This is a genomic window from Pseudomonas sp. LBUM1671 (assembly GCF_059695685.1).
Genome location: NZ_CP166782.1, coordinates 4,022,916 through 4,039,915 on the forward strand (window position 1 = coordinate 4,022,916; position 17,000 = coordinate 4,039,915).

General features: G+C 55.7%; 26 protein-coding genes and 1 pseudogene. 4 read left to right on the plus strand and 23 right to left on the minus strand.

The genetic code is table 11. The features are described from left to right. The 6 genes from ACA060_RS18505 to ACA060_RS18530 are packed head-to-tail and all read right to left on the minus strand — an operon-like array spanning position 1 to position 5,422. On the minus strand, positions 1-1,089 hold the full coding sequence (locus ACA060_RS18505) for a minor capsid protein (protein ID WP_497312351.1): 1,089 nt from the start codon (positions 1,087-1,089) through the stop codon (positions 1-3). After that, positions 1,064-2,479, minus strand: coding sequence for a DUF4055 domain-containing protein (locus ACA060_RS18510; protein ID WP_497312353.1), 1,416 nt, complete (start codon positions 2,477-2,479; stop codon positions 1,064-1,066). The genes ACA060_RS18505 and ACA060_RS18510 overlap by 26 nt, the downstream gene beginning before the upstream one ends. Continuing rightward, positions 2,476-3,777 (minus strand): terminase large subunit domain-containing protein, encoded by a 1,302-nt coding sequence (locus ACA060_RS18515; protein WP_497312355.1) that lies wholly within the window; start codon positions 3,775-3,777, stop codon positions 2,476-2,478. The genes ACA060_RS18510 and ACA060_RS18515 overlap by 4 nt, the downstream gene beginning before the upstream one ends. After that, complete coding sequence (locus ACA060_RS18520) at positions 3,764-4,225, minus strand: DUF2280 domain-containing protein (protein WP_403098317.1); 462 nt, start codon at positions 4,223-4,225, stop codon at positions 3,764-3,766. The genes ACA060_RS18515 and ACA060_RS18520 overlap by 14 nt, the downstream gene beginning before the upstream one ends. Before the next feature lie 31 nt (positions 4,226-4,256). Then, positions 4,257-4,880 carry a putative metallopeptidase gene (locus ACA060_RS18525; RefSeq protein ID WP_497312357.1) on the minus strand — a complete coding sequence of 208 codons (624 nt, stop codon included), beginning with the start codon at positions 4,878-4,880 and terminating at the stop codon, positions 4,257-4,259. 38 nt (positions 4,881-4,918) lie between these two features. Then, positions 4,919-5,422 carry a hypothetical protein gene (locus ACA060_RS18530; RefSeq protein ID WP_497312359.1) on the minus strand — a complete coding sequence of 168 codons (504 nt, stop codon included), beginning with the start codon at positions 5,420-5,422 and terminating at the stop codon, positions 4,919-4,921. A 145-nt stretch (positions 5,423-5,567) separates the two neighbouring features. Between ACA060_RS18530 and ACA060_RS18535 the strand changes: the two genes are divergently transcribed. Then, complete coding sequence (locus ACA060_RS18535; protein ID WP_497312360.1) at positions 5,568-5,756, plus strand: hypothetical protein; 189 nt, start codon at positions 5,568-5,570, stop codon at positions 5,754-5,756. 5 nt (positions 5,757-5,761) lie between these two features. Here the strand turns inward: ACA060_RS18535 and ACA060_RS18540 are convergent, their stop codons facing one another. The 17 genes from ACA060_RS18540 to ACA060_RS18620 form a co-directional block, all read right to left on the minus strand. Next, complete coding sequence (locus tag ACA060_RS18540) at positions 5,762-5,950, minus strand: hypothetical protein (RefSeq protein ID WP_497312362.1); 189 nt, start codon at positions 5,948-5,950, stop codon at positions 5,762-5,764. A gap of 215 nt (positions 5,951-6,165) precedes the next feature. After that, the gene (locus ACA060_RS18545; protein ID WP_497312364.1) at positions 6,166-6,543 is read right to left on the minus strand and encodes a hypothetical protein; all 378 of its coding nucleotides are present in this window, start codon (positions 6,541-6,543) and stop codon (positions 6,166-6,168) included. Further along, positions 6,540-6,857 (minus strand): phage holin, lambda family, encoded by a 318-nt coding sequence (locus ACA060_RS18550; RefSeq protein WP_461989282.1) that lies wholly within the window; start codon positions 6,855-6,857, stop codon positions 6,540-6,542. Before ACA060_RS18550 ends, ACA060_RS18545 begins: the two co-directional genes overlap by 4 nt. 180 nt (positions 6,858-7,037) lie before the next feature. Further along, entirely contained in the window at positions 7,038-7,292 is a 255-nt protein-coding gene (locus ACA060_RS18555) for a hypothetical protein (protein ID WP_497312366.1), read from the minus strand. Positions 7,293-7,668: 376 nt separating this feature from the next. Continuing rightward, complete coding sequence (locus ACA060_RS18560) at positions 7,669-7,866, minus strand: hypothetical protein (RefSeq protein WP_497312368.1); 198 nt, start codon at positions 7,864-7,866, stop codon at positions 7,669-7,671. A 172-nt stretch (positions 7,867-8,038) separates the two neighbouring features. Next, positions 8,039-8,374: a hypothetical protein gene (locus tag ACA060_RS18565; protein WP_497312370.1), complete on the minus strand. Its 336-nt coding sequence runs from the start codon at positions 8,372-8,374 to the stop codon at positions 8,039-8,041. 157 nt (positions 8,375-8,531) lie between these two features. Then, entirely contained in the window at positions 8,532-9,209 is a 678-nt protein-coding gene (locus ACA060_RS18570; protein WP_497312372.1) for a hypothetical protein, read from the minus strand. Continuing rightward, positions 9,206-9,781, minus strand: a complete 576-nt coding sequence (locus ACA060_RS18575; RefSeq protein ID WP_497312374.1) for a recombination protein NinG — start codon at positions 9,779-9,781, stop codon at positions 9,206-9,208. The genes ACA060_RS18570 and ACA060_RS18575 overlap by 4 nt, the downstream gene beginning before the upstream one ends. Continuing rightward, positions 9,778-10,248, minus strand: a complete 471-nt coding sequence (locus tag ACA060_RS18580) for a hypothetical protein (protein ID WP_497312376.1) — start codon at positions 10,246-10,248, stop codon at positions 9,778-9,780. The genes ACA060_RS18575 and ACA060_RS18580 overlap by 4 nt, the downstream gene beginning before the upstream one ends. After that, entirely contained in the window at positions 10,245-10,535 is a 291-nt protein-coding gene (locus ACA060_RS18585) for a hypothetical protein (RefSeq protein ID WP_497312378.1), read from the minus strand. Before ACA060_RS18585 ends, ACA060_RS18580 begins: the two co-directional genes overlap by 4 nt. Further along, the gene (locus ACA060_RS18590; RefSeq protein WP_497312380.1) at positions 10,532-11,335 is read right to left on the minus strand and encodes a hypothetical protein; all 804 of its coding nucleotides are present in this window, start codon (positions 11,333-11,335) and stop codon (positions 10,532-10,534) included. The genes ACA060_RS18585 and ACA060_RS18590 overlap by 4 nt, the downstream gene beginning before the upstream one ends. Beyond that, a complete protein-coding gene (locus ACA060_RS18595; RefSeq protein WP_497312382.1) occupies positions 11,322-12,302 on the minus strand; it encodes a phage replication protein in 981 nt (326 codons plus the stop codon). The genes ACA060_RS18590 and ACA060_RS18595 overlap by 14 nt, the downstream gene beginning before the upstream one ends. A gap of 1 nt (position 12,303) precedes the next feature. After that, the gene (locus tag ACA060_RS18600) at positions 12,304-13,026 is read right to left on the minus strand and encodes a Rha family transcriptional regulator (RefSeq protein ID WP_497318299.1); all 723 of its coding nucleotides are present in this window, start codon (positions 13,024-13,026) and stop codon (positions 12,304-12,306) included. A 148-nt stretch (positions 13,027-13,174) separates the two neighbouring features. Beyond that, positions 13,175-13,597 (minus strand): phage regulatory CII family protein, encoded by a 423-nt coding sequence (locus ACA060_RS18605; RefSeq protein WP_497312384.1) that lies wholly within the window; start codon positions 13,595-13,597, stop codon positions 13,175-13,177. A 187-nt stretch (positions 13,598-13,784) separates the two neighbouring features. Then, positions 13,785-13,976, minus strand: a complete 192-nt coding sequence (locus ACA060_RS18610) for a hypothetical protein (protein WP_429530464.1) — start codon at positions 13,974-13,976, stop codon at positions 13,785-13,787. Between the two features lie 21 nt (positions 13,977-13,997). Continuing rightward, entirely contained in the window at positions 13,998-14,201 is a 204-nt protein-coding gene (locus ACA060_RS18615) for a hypothetical protein (RefSeq protein WP_497312386.1), read from the minus strand. A 35-nt stretch (positions 14,202-14,236) separates the two neighbouring features. Continuing rightward, entirely contained in the window at positions 14,237-14,452 is a 216-nt protein-coding gene (locus ACA060_RS18620) for a transcriptional regulator (RefSeq protein WP_497312388.1), read from the minus strand. Positions 14,453-14,540: 88 nt separating this feature from the next. On the opposite strand from ACA060_RS18620, the gene ACA060_RS18625 reads away from it, so the two are divergent. The 3 genes and pseudogenes from ACA060_RS18625 (at position 14,541) to ACA060_RS18635 (ending at position 16,869) form a co-directional block, all read left to right on the plus strand. Continuing rightward, positions 14,541-15,197: a helix-turn-helix domain-containing protein gene (locus ACA060_RS18625; protein WP_497318301.1), complete on the plus strand. Its 657-nt coding sequence runs from the start codon at positions 14,541-14,543 to the stop codon at positions 15,195-15,197. Between the two features lie 2 nt (positions 15,198-15,199). Then, a pseudogene (locus ACA060_RS18630) lies at positions 15,200-15,408 on the plus strand (hypothetical protein). Positions 15,409-15,570: 162 nt separating this feature from the next. Next, positions 15,571-16,869, plus strand: a complete 1,299-nt coding sequence (locus ACA060_RS18635; RefSeq protein WP_497312390.1) for an STAS-like domain-containing protein — start codon at positions 15,571-15,573, stop codon at positions 16,867-16,869. Positions 16,870-17,000: the final 131 nt, after the last annotated feature.

Genomic DNA, 17,000 nt, shown 5'->3' on the forward strand with positions numbered 1-17,000 from the left:
TTATACCAATCCAGCACGCTCAAAGGCCAGCGGTTCCAGGCCTTTCATCTGCACAAGGGTCAGAGGTGAAAAGTTACGATCAAGCTGCAGTTCGGCGAAGCGCTGAACACTCAGACCGCCTTCGCGGAACAGTTTGGCCCGGGCAGGCCCTAAAGCTACGTACTGGAACGCTGACGGCTGCTGCTGAAGCCAGTGGTAGTAATCCAGACTCGCACTGACTTGACCCGCCCCATCAGCACCGACAGAAGCGCGGGTAGCGCCCTTGGCGAACATCGCGCTGAGTTTGGTCAGCAGAATGAACGTTGTGCGGCAGTTTGGATGGAACGGCGGCCTGGGCCCAGAGGTGACCGGAAAGCGCCGCTTGTCCATCGAGCGACATTGCTGGCTGGTCTTGCTGTCCAGGGTGGCGACCATTTCAATCTCGGCCACGATGTCCGTGTTGGCCTTGGCCACTTCCATGCGAGCCTGTGACGACACATGCTGAATCGCGGTGTGCACGACGGTGCTGGCATTGCGATTTGTCGTTGCCAGGACGCCGTCCTTGTACCCAGCCGCCTTGGTGCCGCGAATGTTGCGGATGACTTGGTAGTTCGTCTGCCCTTCGAAGAATCCCTGCCGGATCGTGCCAGAGACGCGCTCTCGCTCAGCAGTGGTCCAGTCCTTGATGAACGACTTCAGCAGCTTCCCGCCGCCGGTGCCACGCACGCTGAGCGGATTAGTCAGCACTGCCGCCCTGATGGCCGCAGCTGTCGGTGCCGCAACATCAAGCGACACGCCGACCGGCGCAGACCTGGCCAGACTTGTGGCCTCGAACTCAGCTTCGTAGTTGGCGATGTCGATCAAATCGAGGTTCAGTTGCACGCTGTAGCGGTCGAAGATGCCCAGCAGCAGGCTGTCGACTTCCTTCAGCAGCGCTTCCAGGCGCTTTACGTTGTACTCGGTCAGGTCCGACTGGGTGAGCCTGTCCCGGATCGAGCGGTCAATCTCCTTGAGGAAAGGTGCAAACTTGCCGACCTCCCCTGCCTTCAGCTTTTCGAGGAAGACCGCATGCCGGATCGTGGCGTCAAGGATTGCTTGGTTTGCCGCCATTTGGTGGTACCTCATCATCCAAGCCTAGGCCATCGCTCTGCTCTTGAAGCTCGCCATCAATCTGCAAGTCCGTGCGCTCCGGGGCAATCAAGCCCAGTTTGCGCAGGTAAGATCGCAGATCTGCCTTCGCGAAGCCGCCGTTTTGCCACAAGCCAACCAAGGCCGTGATCATCTGCGGATCAGCCGTCAGCTCGACGAACTCCTGATTAACCTGGTAAGCAACCTTGTCGGTGACACCCATGTACTGACCGCACCACATGATTGCCCGGGTATAGGCCTCGCTGACGTTCGCCACGCAGCCGGCCAGCACCGACGTCGATGCAGACTGATCACCACGGGACTCGGTAGCGGTTTTGGCCGCCAATGAAGCGACGACCATGCGAGCGCCCAGTTCGATCATCATCTGGTTTTTGTCGTTCATCGCCTCCCTGACCAAGGTGTTCGGTAATGGTTGTGCGTAGCCGAATGCGCCGCCAACAGGCAGCATCATCGGCGCCCGAGAGCCTACGTAAACGCCGTTCTTCTCCATCCAGTCGCGCCACTGCTCATCCAAGCCAGAAATCCACGGCTGAGCCTGGCCACACCAGAAGACGCTGTCTTCGTAGTCGGCGCTGTTGCGGTAATGCCCCAGATTGATCATCGCGATGTCGTATAGCGGCGACTCGTCGATTGACGGATCGTTGTTTTGCGCGCCGACGAAGGTGAACGGGATTTCCTTTAGCCGACCGGTGATTCCCTCCGGAGTAAATGTGTCCGTGACCTCAAGTGGCCCGCCACCTCTCGGCCCAGACCGGCGCCAAACTCGGCAGACAAATCCTTCAGGCTCAAGCACAAGCTCACGAAACTGCTCGACAACCTTGAATCCGAAACCGTCCTCAATCTCTAGCATCTCCCGCAGCACGACCAGCGTCAGAACGTTGTGACCATTCACCATGCCGGTGCGCCAGTTAATGATGTCTTCGGCGCAGTACGACAGGATCACCGAGTGACCACCAGCAGCATTATCTTGGTGGTAGTCGACGTACAGGCCGTGGCGCCCAGCCTCAAGCACTTTTTCCAGGGTGCCTTGGGAGTGCTGGTAGATGCTCACCCCGGATCCGTTGGCGTTGTCCTGTAGGTACTCCAGCTTCTTCGGTACATCGAGCGTCGGGTCTTTGTGGAAGGCCAGACCCAGTAAGCCGTTGCGGGTGTGGCCGGTAGCGTTCTTAAATACGGCGCGCTCGCGATATGCCTTGTTCCGGTCGGCGTTCTCAGGCGACTTGTCGTGAGCGTTGATGTAAGGGAGTCGAGAAACCACCCGGTGCTGCCCGGCGCAGATATCGCGCACGGTAGCCCAACGCTCCAGCACTTCGATGTAATCCGCCCGCTTGAAGGAGACGTCGTTGCTCATCGGGCGTATCCCATTTTGATAGCGGTGACCGGTTTGATAATCGGGTACTCGCGGTGGATGAAGTAACCGCCGCCGTCGTTGGCGTGGTCGTTGCCCTGGCTTTTGTCCGGCTCGCCGTTGGGCGCCCAGATCTGTTGCTCAAGGCCGTCAGCGTATGTCGGGCAAGTGAACGGGTTGACCAAGTAACGCCGCTCACCCTGCGCGTTGCAGAACATGGCGTTCATGGCGTTGATCCGATCCTTCACAGGCGGGTTGGCCGCCGGCGCGATGACTGTGAAGCCTGCCTGCTTGAGCATGGCGATATCGGTGACGCTAGCGTTGACCGACTTGCGCGAATCACCAGAGGCGTCCGGGTAGATTCGGATCTCGCAGGTCTTCTTGTAGTCGTTGCCGGTGTGCTCCCAATAGCGCTCCTTGATGCGACGGATCATGTCCGGCGTGTCGTATCCATCCATCAGCTCATCCACCGCGCGGGGAAGACCCTGGTCACGTTTGACGTGGGTCACCGCCGCCATCTTGCCGACGTTGAAGTCCATGCCGATGAACAGGGTCTCGCCCGGCTGCACAGTGTCGAAGCACTGATTCAGCTTGCGGTCGTACGTGTGGTAGATCGATCCAGACGTCAGGTTGACGAACTGGCCGTTCAGGTAAGCGAGGATCAGCTGCGGCGGATACGACTCCATCAGCGATTCGATGTAGTCGCTTGGCAGGTTCAGCTCGTTGTCGAACGTGCTGGCCTGCACCAGGCCGTACATCTCATTCAGCTTTGGCTTATCGCGGAGCTGCTTCACGAATTGCAGGAAGACGAATTTGAAGCCTTCCGGCGTCGTAGTTACGTCGACTCCGTTTTTTAGCCCAGGCAGGTTGTAACGCATCCGAGCAATGATCTTGCGCCAGGCTTGCTGCGCCTTGATCGACGTCAGCACATCCAGCTCATCCACCAGCGCATGGCCGATCTTGAAGCCGACGATGGTCTGCGGCTTCTCCATCGACCGGCAAATCACAGTGCCGCGATACTGCCGGCCGCTGTAGATATGAACCTCATGGTTCGCCTGGTTGATCTTGGTCTTCAGTCCCCAGTCAAAGGCCACCTCTTCCACTGTCGGATAGAAGATGTCCCGGATCTGCGGGTAAGTGGGTGCGAAGTATCCAGCGTTGACGCCGGGCCACTCCATGAAATGCTTGCACAGCGCCGAGCATCCGACCCAGGTCTTTCCTGAGCCAAACCCTGCAACGAATGCGCGGAACTTGTGGGGCAGCGTGAGGAAGAGAGCCTGCGGAACGTTAAGGCTCGGCATTCGGCTTCCTCGCATCCACCACGTCAACTTGAATGCGGGTGGGGATTGCCGGCTCTTCGTCCGGCTCATCTTTACGGTGCCGGTTGACGTAGATGTCACCGACTTCCTTCGCGGCCTGCTCCAGCACCTGCATGGCCAAAGCGATGTTCTTCATTGTCTCGGCCTTCTCGACGAACCGCCCCAAAGCGCGGAGTCTGAATGCTCGGTTGGCGATCGGGATCTCAGCCGTCTCTTCGCGGAAGCGCTTGCGTGTGTCGTGAAACAGGGTTTGCCACTTCAACGCCAGACCCTTGCCGGACGTCTTAGTTGGGTCGTGTGTTTCCACCTGTTGGCGGCTCAACACAACGCCGAATTCGTTCTTGACGGATTCAACCACCTGAGAAGGTGTGTCAAAGCACGCCAGAGCCTGAACGATGAAGCTCTTCACCTCATTTTTCAGGACTGCCATAAGTTCTCATCCGTCCAGAGCCTGTCCAGAATCAGGCCGACTTGAGCAGACAGGTTCCGCAGGCCCTCGATATGTTCAATTTCCCCACCTCAGCAGGACTGTTTGCAGCATCCACCAGCTCTTGCACATCAGGGCTCGCACCATAGCGACGGACCACACCGACGAACTCTTCAACGTCGTGACCGCGCATCTCCAGCTTGGGCAGACCTTCCTGGGTGAACTTGGGAGCGCCGTACTGATCTTTGGCCTGGGCAATGTGATAGAGCTCATGCTCAACCAGCGCGCAGAAGTCAGCGTCGGAACACTGGGCGCAGTAATCAGCAGCCAGCGTGATGATGTAAGCCGGCACATCGCCGAACCAATCCATCATCTGTTGTTCCATCCGGGCTTTCTGCCAGCCACCTGCGCGGAACGCTACCTGCTCGGCCTGGCCAACCACAGTGCGGTCCTTTTTGCTGAATGCAGCAGATGCCCACATCACTCGGATGTCAGCGTCGATCAGATGGGCATGGTCTTCGTTGTGGATGCTGCCGGTATCGGAAAGTATCTCGGCTTGGAGCCACTCCCATACTTCCGGAGCTGGAGTGAGGCGTATGCCGAAGTTGGGCTGCCGAGACAGGTCAAGCAGCGACCCAGGCGGGATAGGTCTGTCCATAGCCCACCTGAAGTTCTACATATGTGAAGGGGTTGTTGTTAGCGGATACCCTGGGCACTAGAGGACAAAGCATCAAACTGGTCAGCAGGATTTCTTCCAAGAGCAGTGGTGATTGCGAGGGCAAGCGTGAAGTATTGATTCCGACGAAATTGCGGCACACTAAAGCGATTGGACTCTTCGTCGGAGAACTCCGAGATAATCGTTCCATCCTCCCTGATGTCCAGAAAATAAACTTCTTTCCAGATGTCTCGATCCAGGCTGTCGGTGAACTTCCGCTCAAATGAGTAGCGGCCGTAAAGCCCGGCAGCATCAAGAAATACCAATAATTTAGCGCGCGCCTCGCCAAACGGGCTTGAAATCCGAGCCGATTGCCCGTCCTCGGAATGCACCAAATTCACCCCAAACGTTTCTGCATCCTCGCTTGCAAACTCGCTTGCCAACGCAACTATAACTTTTCTCGCGTAACCCCGGATTTCCTCGGCGGCGCTTTTTGCGTCTCGCGCTCGATCGGCAACGCTCATATTGAGTTCAGGAAAGGCCATGCTCATTCACTCCATTAATTGAGCGCATGAGTATGGCAGTGCTTCGTGCACCTTGCTGGTGACCTAGGTCGCTTCATCAACCCGCCACCTTTTCCAAGTCGATTGGTCTATGGTTAACGTCTGATCTATTCACAGAGGAATTGAAATGATCGAGCGCATCACTGAAGGCTTGGTAGCGCAGGCTGCCAGGGAATGGGCGGCACGAAAGAACAAAAGCGATGCGACTGCCGTAGCCAATGCATACGAAACAATGGCCGCGCTCAAGGTCAAGCTCAGCACAGAAGAATACGACCAAGCATTGGCAAAGCTTTATCGCGAGTACGAGGAGTCGTAACGCGCTCAGCTCACCATGATGTTGGTCTGCACCTGGGCGTGCCCGTGCAAGATTGATACGACCAAGCCCTGAGGTAGGCCGGCGGACTTGGCAGCGTCTACCGCTTTGGCGATGGCGCTATCCAGATCGGTGACGGCCTTGTTGATGTCCGGGCTCATCGGCAGAGCGTGGCGCAGTCGGGTCACGTTGCTCATGCTCTCTCCAATGTCGCGACACAATTTGCTGATTCTCGAAACGTGTCGCGTACTACTTGCTCTGACTGCGCTTGATCTGGGCGTCCACCTGGTCGGCACACGTGTCCAGCAGCTTGATGGCTTGATCCTTCAACTCCCACACATCGCCATTGAGGCGAAGCCCGGCCTCTGCCTCAGATGCGTCAATCCGTTCGCAGGGGATCAGTTCAGGCGCTTCAATTCGTACTGCTTGGGTCTTTGTTACCACTGCTGGCTTTCCCGAGCAGGCCGTCAGGCAGAGGCTGAGCAGCCCAATCACGAACAGGCTTGCTGTTGCGCTTGAGATCTTCAAAGTCTTTCCTCGCCTTTTTGGCTTTGTCTTCGCTGGCCTTGATTCGTTTGTTCAGGTCTTTCAGGTAGTCAGCGTTGCGTTGGGCTTCGGCGCGCAGGGTGGTGATTGTCGCCTGGCTCTCGGTGTTGGCCGCGATGGCGTCCTGTTTGCCCTTGGCCTCGATCGTCACCTGCCCCTCGAGTGCAATGACCTGGTAGTGCTGGATGCCCAGCAACAGGCAGGCAACGAGCGTGATGATTGCTGCAGCGGCGAACGCTTTCATGCTGAGTCCGCCTTGCGACCGAGGAACTTGATGATCAGCTCTCGAATCGCTGTAACGCCGATGAATCCGATAGTGCCGCCGGCCGCGACAGACAGACTGGAGGGCCAAGCCATCCATTCAATTACGCTGCTGGCAGAAAGGCTTAACGATCCGCAAATGAGCGCCTCAAGGACTACGCGCCACTTGTTGGCTTCTTTACCCTCATACAGCACGCGTAAAAACGAGACAGTAGAGGCCATGATTGCGCCCTGCCAAAGCGGATTGCTCAGGACAAGCCAAACCTGGGCCCAGAAGTCGGGGTTTTTATCAGGCATGTTTTTGGACATCCGGCTGTCCTCCCTTTCGGGGAGCGTGATAGGTCCGACTCCAAAAGCACTCCCAGCTCAGAGCGATGGGTGTGGAGGAGCCGAAAACGAAAAGGCCCCTGCAAATGCAGAGGCCATGAAGAGGTATATATTTCCCGGCGCTTATCTCCGGTCACACAACGCAGCGGTCTATGCGTAGTCGATTCGTACTTGGTAGTTCGTATCCACCAAGCGCACATGAACGCGAGATGCGGAGTATTCCTCGCACAGACTGTGACGCAATCCTTCACCTATCAGCCTTGCACGCTCGGGGTGATCGTCACCGAAAGAAATGTTTGTCTCGAATGGCATCCCTGCGGATCGGCTGTCCGAGAAATGATCCGTTGCCATTTTTTCAACCGCATCGGCCATTTTGCTGATTTCAATTGTTGTTTCACGATCCATCACAAGCCCCATCGATAAAATTAAGGGCGGATGATTTCACAACCAGCGAAAAGCAAAAAGCCCCGCTCGATGACGGGACTCTTTATCACGGGGTGGGGACGCTAGACTCTTCAGCCTTGAGAGCTATTCGAGCGTAGTGCTCATCGTCTAGCCGCTTAGCCCACGCTCCTGCAATCTCTTCCGTTTCAAAGGGGCCGGCCACTTTCATTGTGCCTACGAACACAGCCCACAACGTCTTCCCGCTCATCTTTTTTGATTTGACCGAATGGATACTCAATCTCGCCTCCCGTTAACCTGCGTGGAGACGCAACCTATCAGTTATCCATCCCTGAAAAAACCCGGCAAAATGACCGGGCTCAGTAATTGGAAGAAATCGTTAAGGAGCGGGATGCTCACTCGACACCGAGTTGTTGGCATCCACGTCCGTCATATCTTCATCGACAGGCGCTTCGTCGTCCGCAGGCAACGACACTTCAGGGTCTTTCACCTTAGGATCATGGCCTGCTTCGTTATCCGTAGTGTTCGTTACGCGCGCCTGAGAAATGTTTCCAGGCGCATTTTCGTCAATTTCCATGCTCGCTCTCCGTTCTGACGCGCGAAATGCCCGCGCTTAAATTTGAGAGGTGGCAGAGCACCACGAGTGCCCAGGCATGGACGAACGGCGAAAACTAAAAAGCCCCGCACTAGGCGAGGCTTTTGCATCATTCAGACGCTGCTTCAATCTGAGACGCAGGTGTCCAAGATCACTAGTGCTGGCCAAATTTACTAGAAGCCACCCATCCAATGATAGCGCCAAGCACCGTCCAGATAACGTCAGCCAAGAAAAGTGCCTTTTGCGATGGCGCTTGAATTGCCTGTTCAAGGAGCAGTTCCGGCATATCGGAAGTGAAAATGGCGTGATAGCCATGTGGGAAAAATGCCCAGAGCACCAATAAAACCAGCAAAGCCGCTATCCATTTCCCATCGTAGTTACGTTTGTACCCTGCCAAAAATGCATAGGTTAGAACGCCTGCGATAACTGCAGTCATCGGAAACTGCGCGACAAGCGCACTGATTTGCTCAGCAATACCACTAAAACTCATAAAACCCCTCTACTTCAAATTATGGAAATAGAGGCTAATACTTTTTCTTGGAAACAAAAAAGCCCGGCAGAAGCCGGGCTTTCTTTAGTTATGTGCGTTTCGCGTTACTTGTGCACTATGGGAAAAGTACGCGCAACTCCCCGTCATGTCAATATATTTATGCCGCCTCCTCTTCTTTTTCCGCGTGTATCACCTGCCATACAGGTTGTTGCGCCTGAATATCCACTTCCTTGATGACTACTTTCAGGGATTCCCACAGGTCGAGCCAGTCACGCGTCCAGTTCTTCGGATCGATAGTCACGCCGAAGAAGTCTTTCATCTCGGCAGCGACCCGGGCTGGCCCCCATTCCGCCGCCCCGCTCACTTGGGCCTTGTATGACTGCAATGCCAGAGTGACCAGGTAGTGCGCCTTCACGCGCTTGGCTGATGTCAGGTCGGGCAACTCTGCTTTTGACGCCACAAGCAACACCGCATTCATGACGTGTTGCATAGTCATCATCGGGTGATACAGGAAGTGCCCGAACTGCTGCACCTGGAACGGCAGCGTATCGATGGCGCGCAGGATCTTGCCGATGGTTGCCAGGTGCGCGGCGCGCGCGGTAGATCGACCCATGGGTGTCCGGCGTGTTTCGCTGATGCTGATCCGCTGCCGGGTGGCCATGATCCGTTCGGCCTTGTCGTCACCTAGGGCGGCGAACACCACCTCATGCAGGCGGGCCCGTGCCTTCTTCACCGATGCCACCGACTGCGCCGAGTCGATGGCCGCTGCCGTGATCGAGGCGTTCGATTCGTGTTGAGAGTCAGTCCATGCCTGACGTGCGCCAATTAGCTTCATGCTGCTGCCCTCTTCAGTTCTTTGGTTTTTGCCCGGTAGTCGGCGGTCATCGCCTTCAGTTCTTCGGTGGTGTACTTCTTCGCTTCATGAGGGCCTTCCAGCCACTCGACCTGCTCCGCGCCGATCCGCTTCACCAGTGCTATCCGGTAATTCACGATGTTCCCGGACAGCTGGGTGTTGCACGGGGAACACTGGCGGTGGCAGTTCAGCGGCTCGAATCGCAGCGCAGGGTTGCTGCCGACAGTGCGGTAATGCCCTGCGTCGTACTTGCCCTGGTGGTGCCGGCCGCAACTGATGCATGGCAGCTCGGCATCCCGCTCACGCACCCAGGCGTTGAAGGCGATCTGCGTGTCCTTGAGGTGTTCCGCCCTGCTCTTCAGCTTCTCCCTGCGGACCTTGATCTCTTTGCGCTGGACTTGGGCAAGCGACTTGCGCGCCCTCTCCTGGTTCACGTCCTTGATGGCCAAGCCGCACTTGGGACTGCACACAGCCTGACCCAGGCGCTGCGGCGGGAAGCTGATGCCGCACGCGGGGTTCTTACACGTTTTAGGCTTGGGTTGCTTGGCGATCATGCAGCCTCCTTGCTGAGCAGATCAGTGAACACCACGCCATGGCCGGTGAAGAACGCGGCGATTCGGTCGGTGTACTGGATGCCCTGGGAGCGATTGAACAGACTGGTCACCGGGAAGCCGTCAGGACCGAACAAATGGCATTCCCCCATCATGGCCAACTTCGTTTCGTAAGGGAGGTGGCGCATCACGCGGTACCACTCAGCCTGAAACCCGGCGTCCTCGTTCAGCAGGACCTGCACGCCGAAGTGCAGCTTGCAGTAGCGCCGGGCATCGGCCGCGTCGCCGATCTGGGTCATCTGCGCTATTCGCTTGTACATCCCAAACCACAGCGAGTTCTGGTCAAGCGTGCGGTCCTTGCCCGGACGAAGGGAAACCACGACGAACTTCTTGTCCCGGTACATGGTGGTCAGGCTGGTTATGGCTTCAGTGAGCTTGGCCTGGCAGTTGACGCTGATTTTGTCGGTCATGGCTTCACCTTGAGGCCTGCGGCGCGTATCCGATCAGCGCACATGTCGCGGATTTCGGTAGCGCTGCGCCAATCCAGATCCTGCGGCAGCTCAATCACGACAGACTCGAGTAGCCCCTTGCGCAACGCCTCGTTCTCAGCCAGCAACTCTAGCGCCACTTCCTCGACGGTCTTCTTGCCCAGGAACTCGCCTAGTGCTTCCGAGCTTCTCTGCCATGACTCACAATTCGCACTCCATGCGGCGACTTCAGCCCAGAGCAGGTTTTTCAGTTTGTTGTAGTCGCTCATTGGGAAAGCTCCTTGGCTTGGCCTTCGCTAACCTGTTTTTGCAGTACGGCCAAGCGCGCAGCCAGGTCGTTGGTGGCATGAATCCGCATCAAGACCCTGTCTTCTTCGCTGGCTTTTCGCATGTTTTGGAGGGCGGACTTGATGACCCCAATTCGCCCCTTGATCTCGGCGCTCGGTTTGGCACTGGATTCAGGCCCGCCGAGCAAGCCGGCAACAGCGCGCCCGTCTTCGGTGATTGGTTCGTGCGACAGGTCAGCCAAATAAAGCTGCCCGCGCTCTTGCGGTATGCGCTTGAGCTGAACGGCCTTGGTGATGGCTTCCAGGCGGCGATTAGCGTCAAAACCAATGGAGACGTGCCAGTTGACCGACTTGCCTTCATCGCGAGCCTGAAGAACCAATCGCTCGTAGGCGTTGATGAATGCCATCCGCGCGCCGACCTTGTCGCCGAGGTCGAGTACCGGTTTAGCAGCACCCAGTGCGAGCTGGATCTCATCAGTCATCACCACCGTGTCACTTTCGTCGCTGGACACCAGAGCGATCGCCCAAGCTTCGTCTTTGCCGGGACGGCCATCGGAGGCCTGGACGCGCTGCAAAATGTCAGCCATCGACAGCCGGCCTTTCACCTCAAGCCGGCAGGCCTTCAGCGCGGCGCGGACAACCGGAACCGGGTAGACGCACAAATCCTCGGCCATCATCGCGGCAGTGCCTGGGTTCATTTCCTGCCCCATGGCTTCAGCCGTGGCGATGATTGCCGAGGCAAGGCCGGCGACTTGGGCGTCGTTCATTTCAGAGGTATTCATTGCGCTCTCCTGCCTGGCGCTTGGCCAGGACCATTTGCGCAGCCTGTTCTGCTGCGGAGAGGTTGGCCTCGGTGCGCTCCATCTGGCGGGCCGTGGTCCCGTTGATGCGCTGACCTGTGACCCACTGGGTGTGGTAGCTCTCCGCGTTGGCCAGCAGCTCGTTGAGGCTGTGGCATTTGCGCAGCACTGCGGCGTCACTGGTTTTTAGGAAGTGGGCTGCGACGTGATGCGCGACATCGGCACCAAGGCGGCTGACAAGCTGACCGAGCTGGCCACCGACCTTGGCGTTCCATACCGGCCAGGCGCCGTAACGTTTGCGATAAGCCATGGCGTAGTTCGCCCAAGTTTTGAACGTCTTGCAGGTCTGGTCTTTGGGGCCTGGCATGTCGGTGGGGATTTCAACCCGTGGGGATTCGATCCGATCAACCACCAGCACCAAGCCGCGGGACTGGGCCGGCTTGCCGGTACCGTCCTGCAAATCCTGATTACTGGTTACCTGATTGGTACCCTGATTATTGGTACCCTGATTTGTCGGAGATTTATCCGACCCTGCATCGGATTTTTTTCCGACCTTGCTCGGAGATTTATCCGAGGTAGATCGGATTTTTTTCCGACCATCGATAGCATCTGAGGTCGGATATTTTTCCGACCCGTCCAGCTTGCGGTTCCACTCTTTCGCCTTCTCCGTCAGGCGAATCAGTGTGATGCTCGACGTGCTGGAAAGCTCGATCAGGCCAGCATCACGCAAGGCTTTTAGCAGGCGGTAAGCGGTGTCCGGCTTATCAGTGAGCAGAGGCAGTTCTTCAACGATCTTGCTCTTGCTCAGTGCGAAATAAATCCCGGTATCCGTCTTGATTGGATTGGCCCAGCTCGGGCTCTCGTAGACGAAGGCAAACAGCAGGGCTTGCTGAGAATTCAGCCCCCACTCCAGCGCCTTCACCTGGTTGATCGTGACGGTGTATTGCATGTCAGCCCTTCCCGACCAGTTTGGTCAGTTCAAGGAAGCGATCCACGTACCAGTGAGGTTGGGTTTCGCGAGGGGATTGAGGATTAGTCAAATTCTTGCCAAAACGAAGGCCCTGATCAGTCACCGACCAAAAGTCGACCATTTCCTGCTTGGAGTTCTTGCGCTGCAGCTGTTTGAGAAAGCCCCTGGCGGCCAACGCACGGTTGAATGCCGCCGGCGCGACTCGGATGCCGTTGTCTTTGAGCAAGGCCGTGGCTGACTTGGTGGGCATCGAGGAGCCGCCGGCAGCATCTGGCGCGGCGTCGACGGCGTAGCCTGGGAGAAACTTCGGGTCCAGCCCGTTGTTCTGGGCGATCCTCGTGAGCATGGCCATCTGGCACGATGGCGCAGGCTTCAGCAGGCGCGTGAAGCACTCCATGATGGCGATCTCGCCAACAACCTTGGTGCCATTGAGCAGAACCTGCTCGCGGGCGCCCTGCTGCTGTTCCAGCTCGCGCCAGCGGCGAATCACTTTCATGCGCATTGGTGCGCTGTAGCCGGTGAGCAGGCAATCGGTGTGCTCGCGGTCGAGCATGTATTCAACTTGCTCTCGGTTTTGACCGTCCAGATAGATGTGCTCAAAACTGAGTACATCTAAATTGAGTTCTTTCAGCATCGCTGCGATGTCGCGCTTCACGTTGGCGTGACGCTTGCCGGTGACGTTGGCTATCTCGCGGGAAGACATCGTGGTCCGCGACACGTTTTCGGAATTAGCAAAACGTGTCGCGACATGGTTCGGGGTATTGCTTGAATTGAGTTGGCTCTGCATAATCGGCCTCACAAGTGTTATCGAATCAGCCGACCTCGACCGTCGGCTTTTTTGTGCCTGTAATTCAGGCGGCTTTCACCGACGCATCCATCACGTCCAGGCTCTGCCGAACGTGGTTGATTTCTTGGCGGATCATGGATTTCTCAACAGTGCTGACGTGGTCATCGCCGAGCGCTTCGTGTACCGCGATGGTCAGATCGGCCACTTCCTTGCCGACGTTGATCAAGGACTTGGTCAGTGCTTGTGGTTCAGGGGCGGACTTGGCGGCCAAGTCGAAACCAAACTCGTTGGCCAGGGCCAGCAGCGGGCGCATGTCGCCGGTGTGCAGCAAGATCCCGAACAGATGCTCCACGGTCAGGTGGTGCGCATCGTTGTCGGGGTTGGCGCGCTGAAGAAGACCTACATGCGGAACGCCCATTTTTGCGGCCAGTGCTTTTGCCTCGTTATCCAGAACAGCGCTCTGGCAGGCCCGCAGGAAATCTTCCATTCGTAAAACCTCATTTCTGTTTCCGTGGTGGCGATGCGCCAACAAGGCAATAATTCGCTCATCAACTGATCAGGGATGAACCCATGACCCTTTCTGCTTCCAGTCCCGAACCAGGGACCAAACCCAATTTTGAAATCCGTTACTGGCCTGCACTACTCTCTCTGCGGTCCCTAGTAAGGGCTGTGAATCACCGCTTGGGCGGGAAGGCAACCACGTTGCTTTCGGGTGGTGTGCTGTCGCAGATCGCCTTCTTGAGCCCTGGCATCGCCAGTCGTAAAAGCTCGGAAGCCAAGGCATCCGGGGTGATTCCGATCTCCGACGCCCATCGCGCCAGTTCTTCTGTTGCGCCCTTCCTGAGTTCAACTACTGCACTGGGCATGAATCCCCCTCTATGGCCTTCTCAGGCGCGTCTTTTCTCCAGCTCAAACGGCAGCTCTCCGAGCGTTCGCTTGACCTCAAGCGCGGCCTCGATGATTTCTCGGCTAAGCACGCTGTGTTGAAGCTTCATGTCGCGGGCTACGTCCTTCAATTCCTGAAAGACTTCGTCATCGGGGCGCACCTTCACCTGGTGCTCGTGCCGGTGCGCTTTATCGTCGTAGGCCATAGGTTCACTTCCGCTTTCGGTGTGACTGGGCTGGGTTAGGCTGCTGATTTACGAGCCGGCTGATGGCGAGAACAAAGCTCACGAGCGGTGATTTCACCGCTCGTAAGCTCCTCCGCCTTGAATGCTTTCTCCGCGCTCATCAAGTAAATGCCAGACACCCAGTACGAAACCGCAGCCTGAGATACGCCGAGAGCCAAAGCTGTTTTGGTTTGCCCGCCGAAGTGGTCGACGAGCCTTTCGATAGGGGTCATTTGAAATCCATCCTGATAAGCCTGCTTATATCCTAATTAGAAGGACACTTATTTGCAAGCCGATAAGGAAACTTATAAATTTCAGCGGATGAGCACACTCGCCGAAAGAATCAAATCTGCACGAAATCACGCAAAGCTGACGCAAAAGGCCCTCGCCCTTAAGGCGGGAGTTGAGCAACCGGTGATTTCGCAGCTGGAAACGGGAAAGAACCTCCAAAGCGCGCACCTGCCAAAAATTGCGCATGCATGCGGGGTGAGCGCCATCTGGTTATCTGAGAATATTGGTCAGATGATCAACTCAAAAGCGGCCGAGTCGAACGTGGGCGAATCCCGTCAGCCTGTTGAGTCCTACCGCTACCCGGTTATCAATTGGGTTGCCGCTGGCGCCTGGGCGGAGGCCGTGGAGCCCTATCCCGCCGGCTTCTCGGATCGCTATGAGTTTTCAGAGTACGACTCGAAGGGGGCTGCGTTCTGGCTAGAGGTCAAAGGCGATTCGATGACTTCGCCTGTGGGGCAAAGCATTACTGAAGGAACATTGATCCTTGTCGATACCGAAGCTGAGGCTGCACCTGGCAAGCTGGTGATCGCCAAACTACCGGAGAGTAATGAGGCCACATTCAAGAAGCTTGTCAGCGATGGCGGAAGACTGTTCTTGAAGCCGCTGAACCCTGGATACCCGATTGAACCGTTTGACGAGCGCTGCCGGATCGTGGGCGTCGTCGTTCGGGCACTGCAAAAGTTTTGACAATGTCAAAGAAACTGCCGGTAGACACCGCTACAGCAACCGCTGCGGACATTGAGAGATCTATCCTAGCTCTGAACAAAATGGCTGAGCGCGTCTGGGGATATGGTCGAGAGAGCGAGGCAAAAGCCGTGCTCAACGCCTTGATTCCCTCAATAGAGCGCTGGACCGTATCATGATTGGCGAACCCCGTAGGGTGGTGACTTTTCACTGAGAGTCGAGCCAAAATACGACCGGCATATTGTCGTGAACCTCCTTAGTGATTGCCGGCGAAGATGGCGCAGAGAAGACTGGTAGGTCGCTTCACAAAATCATTTTTTCGCAACGCACAAGACACTCAACAAAAATTATCATCTGCACATCAAAAGGACTCGTGATGTTCCACGAAGGATTCGCCGATCTGAAGAAGGCTCTTGAGGAGAAACGCGAAGTGAAATTGCAACTTCCACCCCGCTTCTCCTTTAAAGAGCACGACGTATACGACTTTGATCGCCTGATAAAATTTTTTGACTGGGATATTCATAACTGTCCGGTCGAAATAGATCTGACAAAATGCCACACCGCTAATTACCAAGCCCTTTCATTATTAGCAATCTACGGGTGGAAGTTAAAGTCTCAAGGTTGCAGAGTTACGTATGTCGAAAATGAAAAGACTACCGGCGCCAGCGAAATGTGGAGAACCATGGGTGCACGTGGCTTATTCGCAGTGCTCTTTAATAGTGGACAGCAGTTTAAGGGAAATCATTTCAAACCACTTTTTGCCGTTAGGGATGCCAAAGACTTTGGTACTGTAATTCAGTCTGCAGAATCTTATACTGACGGATTTAACGTCGAGTATGAAGGAACATTGCGTTACGTATTGAGCGAACTTCTATATAACACAATGGAACACGGCGCTAGCTTCTCAGGGCCAGCAAACATAAGAATACCTTCGCTAGTTCAATTTACTTGGTATAAGCAGCGCAATGAAATTCAGTTCATTATTGCCGATCTAGGGATAGGTATTAAATCTCACGTTGAACAAGCCTTTGCCCCTCTTGAAAGTGATGAGGAGGCAATCGAGTTTGCTCTGCGGGCCAAAGTGTCTGGGACATTTGGTAGGAACGATCCGTATAAAAATAAAAATAATGCCGGTATGGGGCTTTATATTTCATCCAACATCATCCGGCGCTTGAATGCCGATATGCATATTCTGTCAGGTAATGGTCTTGTTCACATTTCTCCCAGAGATGTCACTCGAAGAAAAATGGAAACGAAATGGCCAGGAACGCTTGTCCTTGTATCATTGCGCCTTGATAAAAACTCGACCTTCATGCTCCACAAAATCATGCAGGAATTTAGAGAGGCCGCCGATAAAGAGCAAAAAAGCGGCGATACACAAGAAGCTAGTTCCAAATACTTGATCGGTATAGAAAATTTTTTTGGAAAGTATGCTGAAGATAAAGAAGCTGCAATCAAAATGCGGGACAAACGTATTTTCCCAGCGCTTGAAGAGGGCAAAACGATTTTAATTGACTTCGACAATGTGGTTAGCTCACCCCACAGCTTCCTAAGTGCGCTTCTCGCGTCACCAATCAAGGGCTTAGGCATGCAGGCGTACAAGCGAATCAAAATCGTAAATGCGACAGCTGAAATCCGCGAAACTATAGATTTCATTTTGGAAGACAACACGTAAAAAAGGTGTTGACAATGCCCAGTTGCAGGGATAGAAATCAGGTGTCGATGCGAATGGAGTCGCATTAGTATCGATTCTTCGGACCGCCTCTCAAGGTCGGCTCCCTCCCAAAAAAGCTCTCTTGGTTATCC

Bases quoted from the DNA above. Each gene is read 5' to 3' on its own strand.
- ACA060_RS18555 (WP_497312366.1), bottom strand. From the start codon at position 7,292: ATGGATCGTGAAACAACAATTGAAATCAGCAAAATGGCCGATGCGGTT.
- ACA060_RS18515 (WP_497312355.1), bottom strand. From the start codon at position 3,777: ATGCCGAGCCTTAACGTTCCGCAGGCTCTCTTCCTCACGCTGCCCCAC.
- ACA060_RS18540 (WP_497312362.1), bottom strand. From the start codon at position 5,950: ATGAGCAACGTGACCCGACTGCGCCACGCTCTGCCGATGAGCCCGGAC.
- ACA060_RS18620 (WP_497312388.1), bottom strand. From the start codon at position 14,452: ATGACCCCTATCGAAAGGCTCGTCGACCACTTCGGCGGGCAAACCAAA.
- ACA060_RS18565 (WP_497312370.1), bottom strand. From the start codon at position 8,374: ATGAGTTTTAGTGGTATTGCTGAGCAAATCAGTGCGCTTGTCGCGCAG.
- ACA060_RS18550 (WP_461989282.1), bottom strand. From the start codon at position 6,857: ATGCCTGATAAAAACCCCGACTTCTGGGCCCAGGTTTGGCTTGTCCTG.
- ACA060_RS18505 (WP_497312351.1), bottom strand. From the start codon at position 1,089: ATGGCGGCAAACCAAGCAATCCTTGACGCCACGATCCGGCATGCGGTC.
- ACA060_RS18535 (WP_497312360.1), top strand. From the start codon at position 5,568: ATGATCGAGCGCATCACTGAAGGCTTGGTAGCGCAGGCTGCCAGGGAA.
- ACA060_RS18615 (WP_497312386.1), bottom strand. From the start codon at position 14,201: ATGGCCTACGACGATAAAGCGCACCGGCACGAGCACCAGGTGAAGGTG.
- ACA060_RS18545 (WP_497312364.1), bottom strand. From the start codon at position 6,543: ATGAAAGCGTTCGCCGCTGCAGCAATCATCACGCTCGTTGCCTGCCTG.
- ACA060_RS18525 (WP_497312357.1), bottom strand. From the start codon at position 4,880: ATGGACAGACCTATCCCGCCTGGGTCGCTGCTTGACCTGTCTCGGCAG.
- ACA060_RS18530 (WP_497312359.1), bottom strand. From the start codon at position 5,422: ATGGCCTTTCCTGAACTCAATATGAGCGTTGCCGATCGAGCGCGAGAC.
- ACA060_RS18600 (WP_497318299.1), bottom strand. From the start codon at position 13,026: ATGTCTTCCCGCGAGATAGCCAACGTCACCGGCAAGCGTCACGCCAAC.
- ACA060_RS18625 (WP_497318301.1), top strand. From the start codon at position 14,541: ATGAGCACACTCGCCGAAAGAATCAAATCTGCACGAAATCACGCAAAG.
- ACA060_RS18575 (WP_497312374.1), bottom strand. From the start codon at position 9,781: ATGATCGCCAAGCAACCCAAGCCTAAAACGTGTAAGAACCCCGCGTGC.
- ACA060_RS18595 (WP_497312382.1), bottom strand. From the start codon at position 12,302: ATGCAATACACCGTCACGATCAACCAGGTGAAGGCGCTGGAGTGGGGG.
- ACA060_RS18635 (WP_497312390.1), top strand. From the start codon at position 15,571: ATGTTCCACGAAGGATTCGCCGATCTGAAGAAGGCTCTTGAGGAGAAA.
- ACA060_RS18560 (WP_497312368.1), bottom strand. From the start codon at position 7,866: ATGGAAATTGACGAAAATGCGCCTGGAAACATTTCTCAGGCGCGCGTA.
- ACA060_RS18605 (WP_497312384.1), bottom strand. From the start codon at position 13,597: ATGGAAGATTTCCTGCGGGCCTGCCAGAGCGCTGTTCTGGATAACGAG.
- ACA060_RS18570 (WP_497312372.1), bottom strand. From the start codon at position 9,209: ATGAAGCTAATTGGCGCACGTCAGGCATGGACTGACTCTCAACACGAA.
- ACA060_RS18590 (WP_497312380.1), bottom strand. From the start codon at position 11,335: ATGAATACCTCTGAAATGAACGACGCCCAAGTCGCCGGCCTTGCCTCG.
- ACA060_RS18585 (WP_497312378.1), bottom strand. From the start codon at position 10,535: ATGAGCGACTACAACAAACTGAAAAACCTGCTCTGGGCTGAAGTCGCC.
- ACA060_RS18580 (WP_497312376.1), bottom strand. From the start codon at position 10,248: ATGACCGACAAAATCAGCGTCAACTGCCAGGCCAAGCTCACTGAAGCC.
- ACA060_RS18510 (WP_497312353.1), bottom strand. From the start codon at position 2,479: ATGAGCAACGACGTCTCCTTCAAGCGGGCGGATTACATCGAAGTGCTG.
- ACA060_RS18610 (WP_429530464.1), bottom strand. From the start codon at position 13,976: ATGCCCAGTGCAGTAGTTGAACTCAGGAAGGGCGCAACAGAAGAACTG.
- ACA060_RS18520 (WP_403098317.1), bottom strand. From the start codon at position 4,225: ATGGCAGTCCTGAAAAATGAGGTGAAGAGCTTCATCGTTCAGGCTCTG.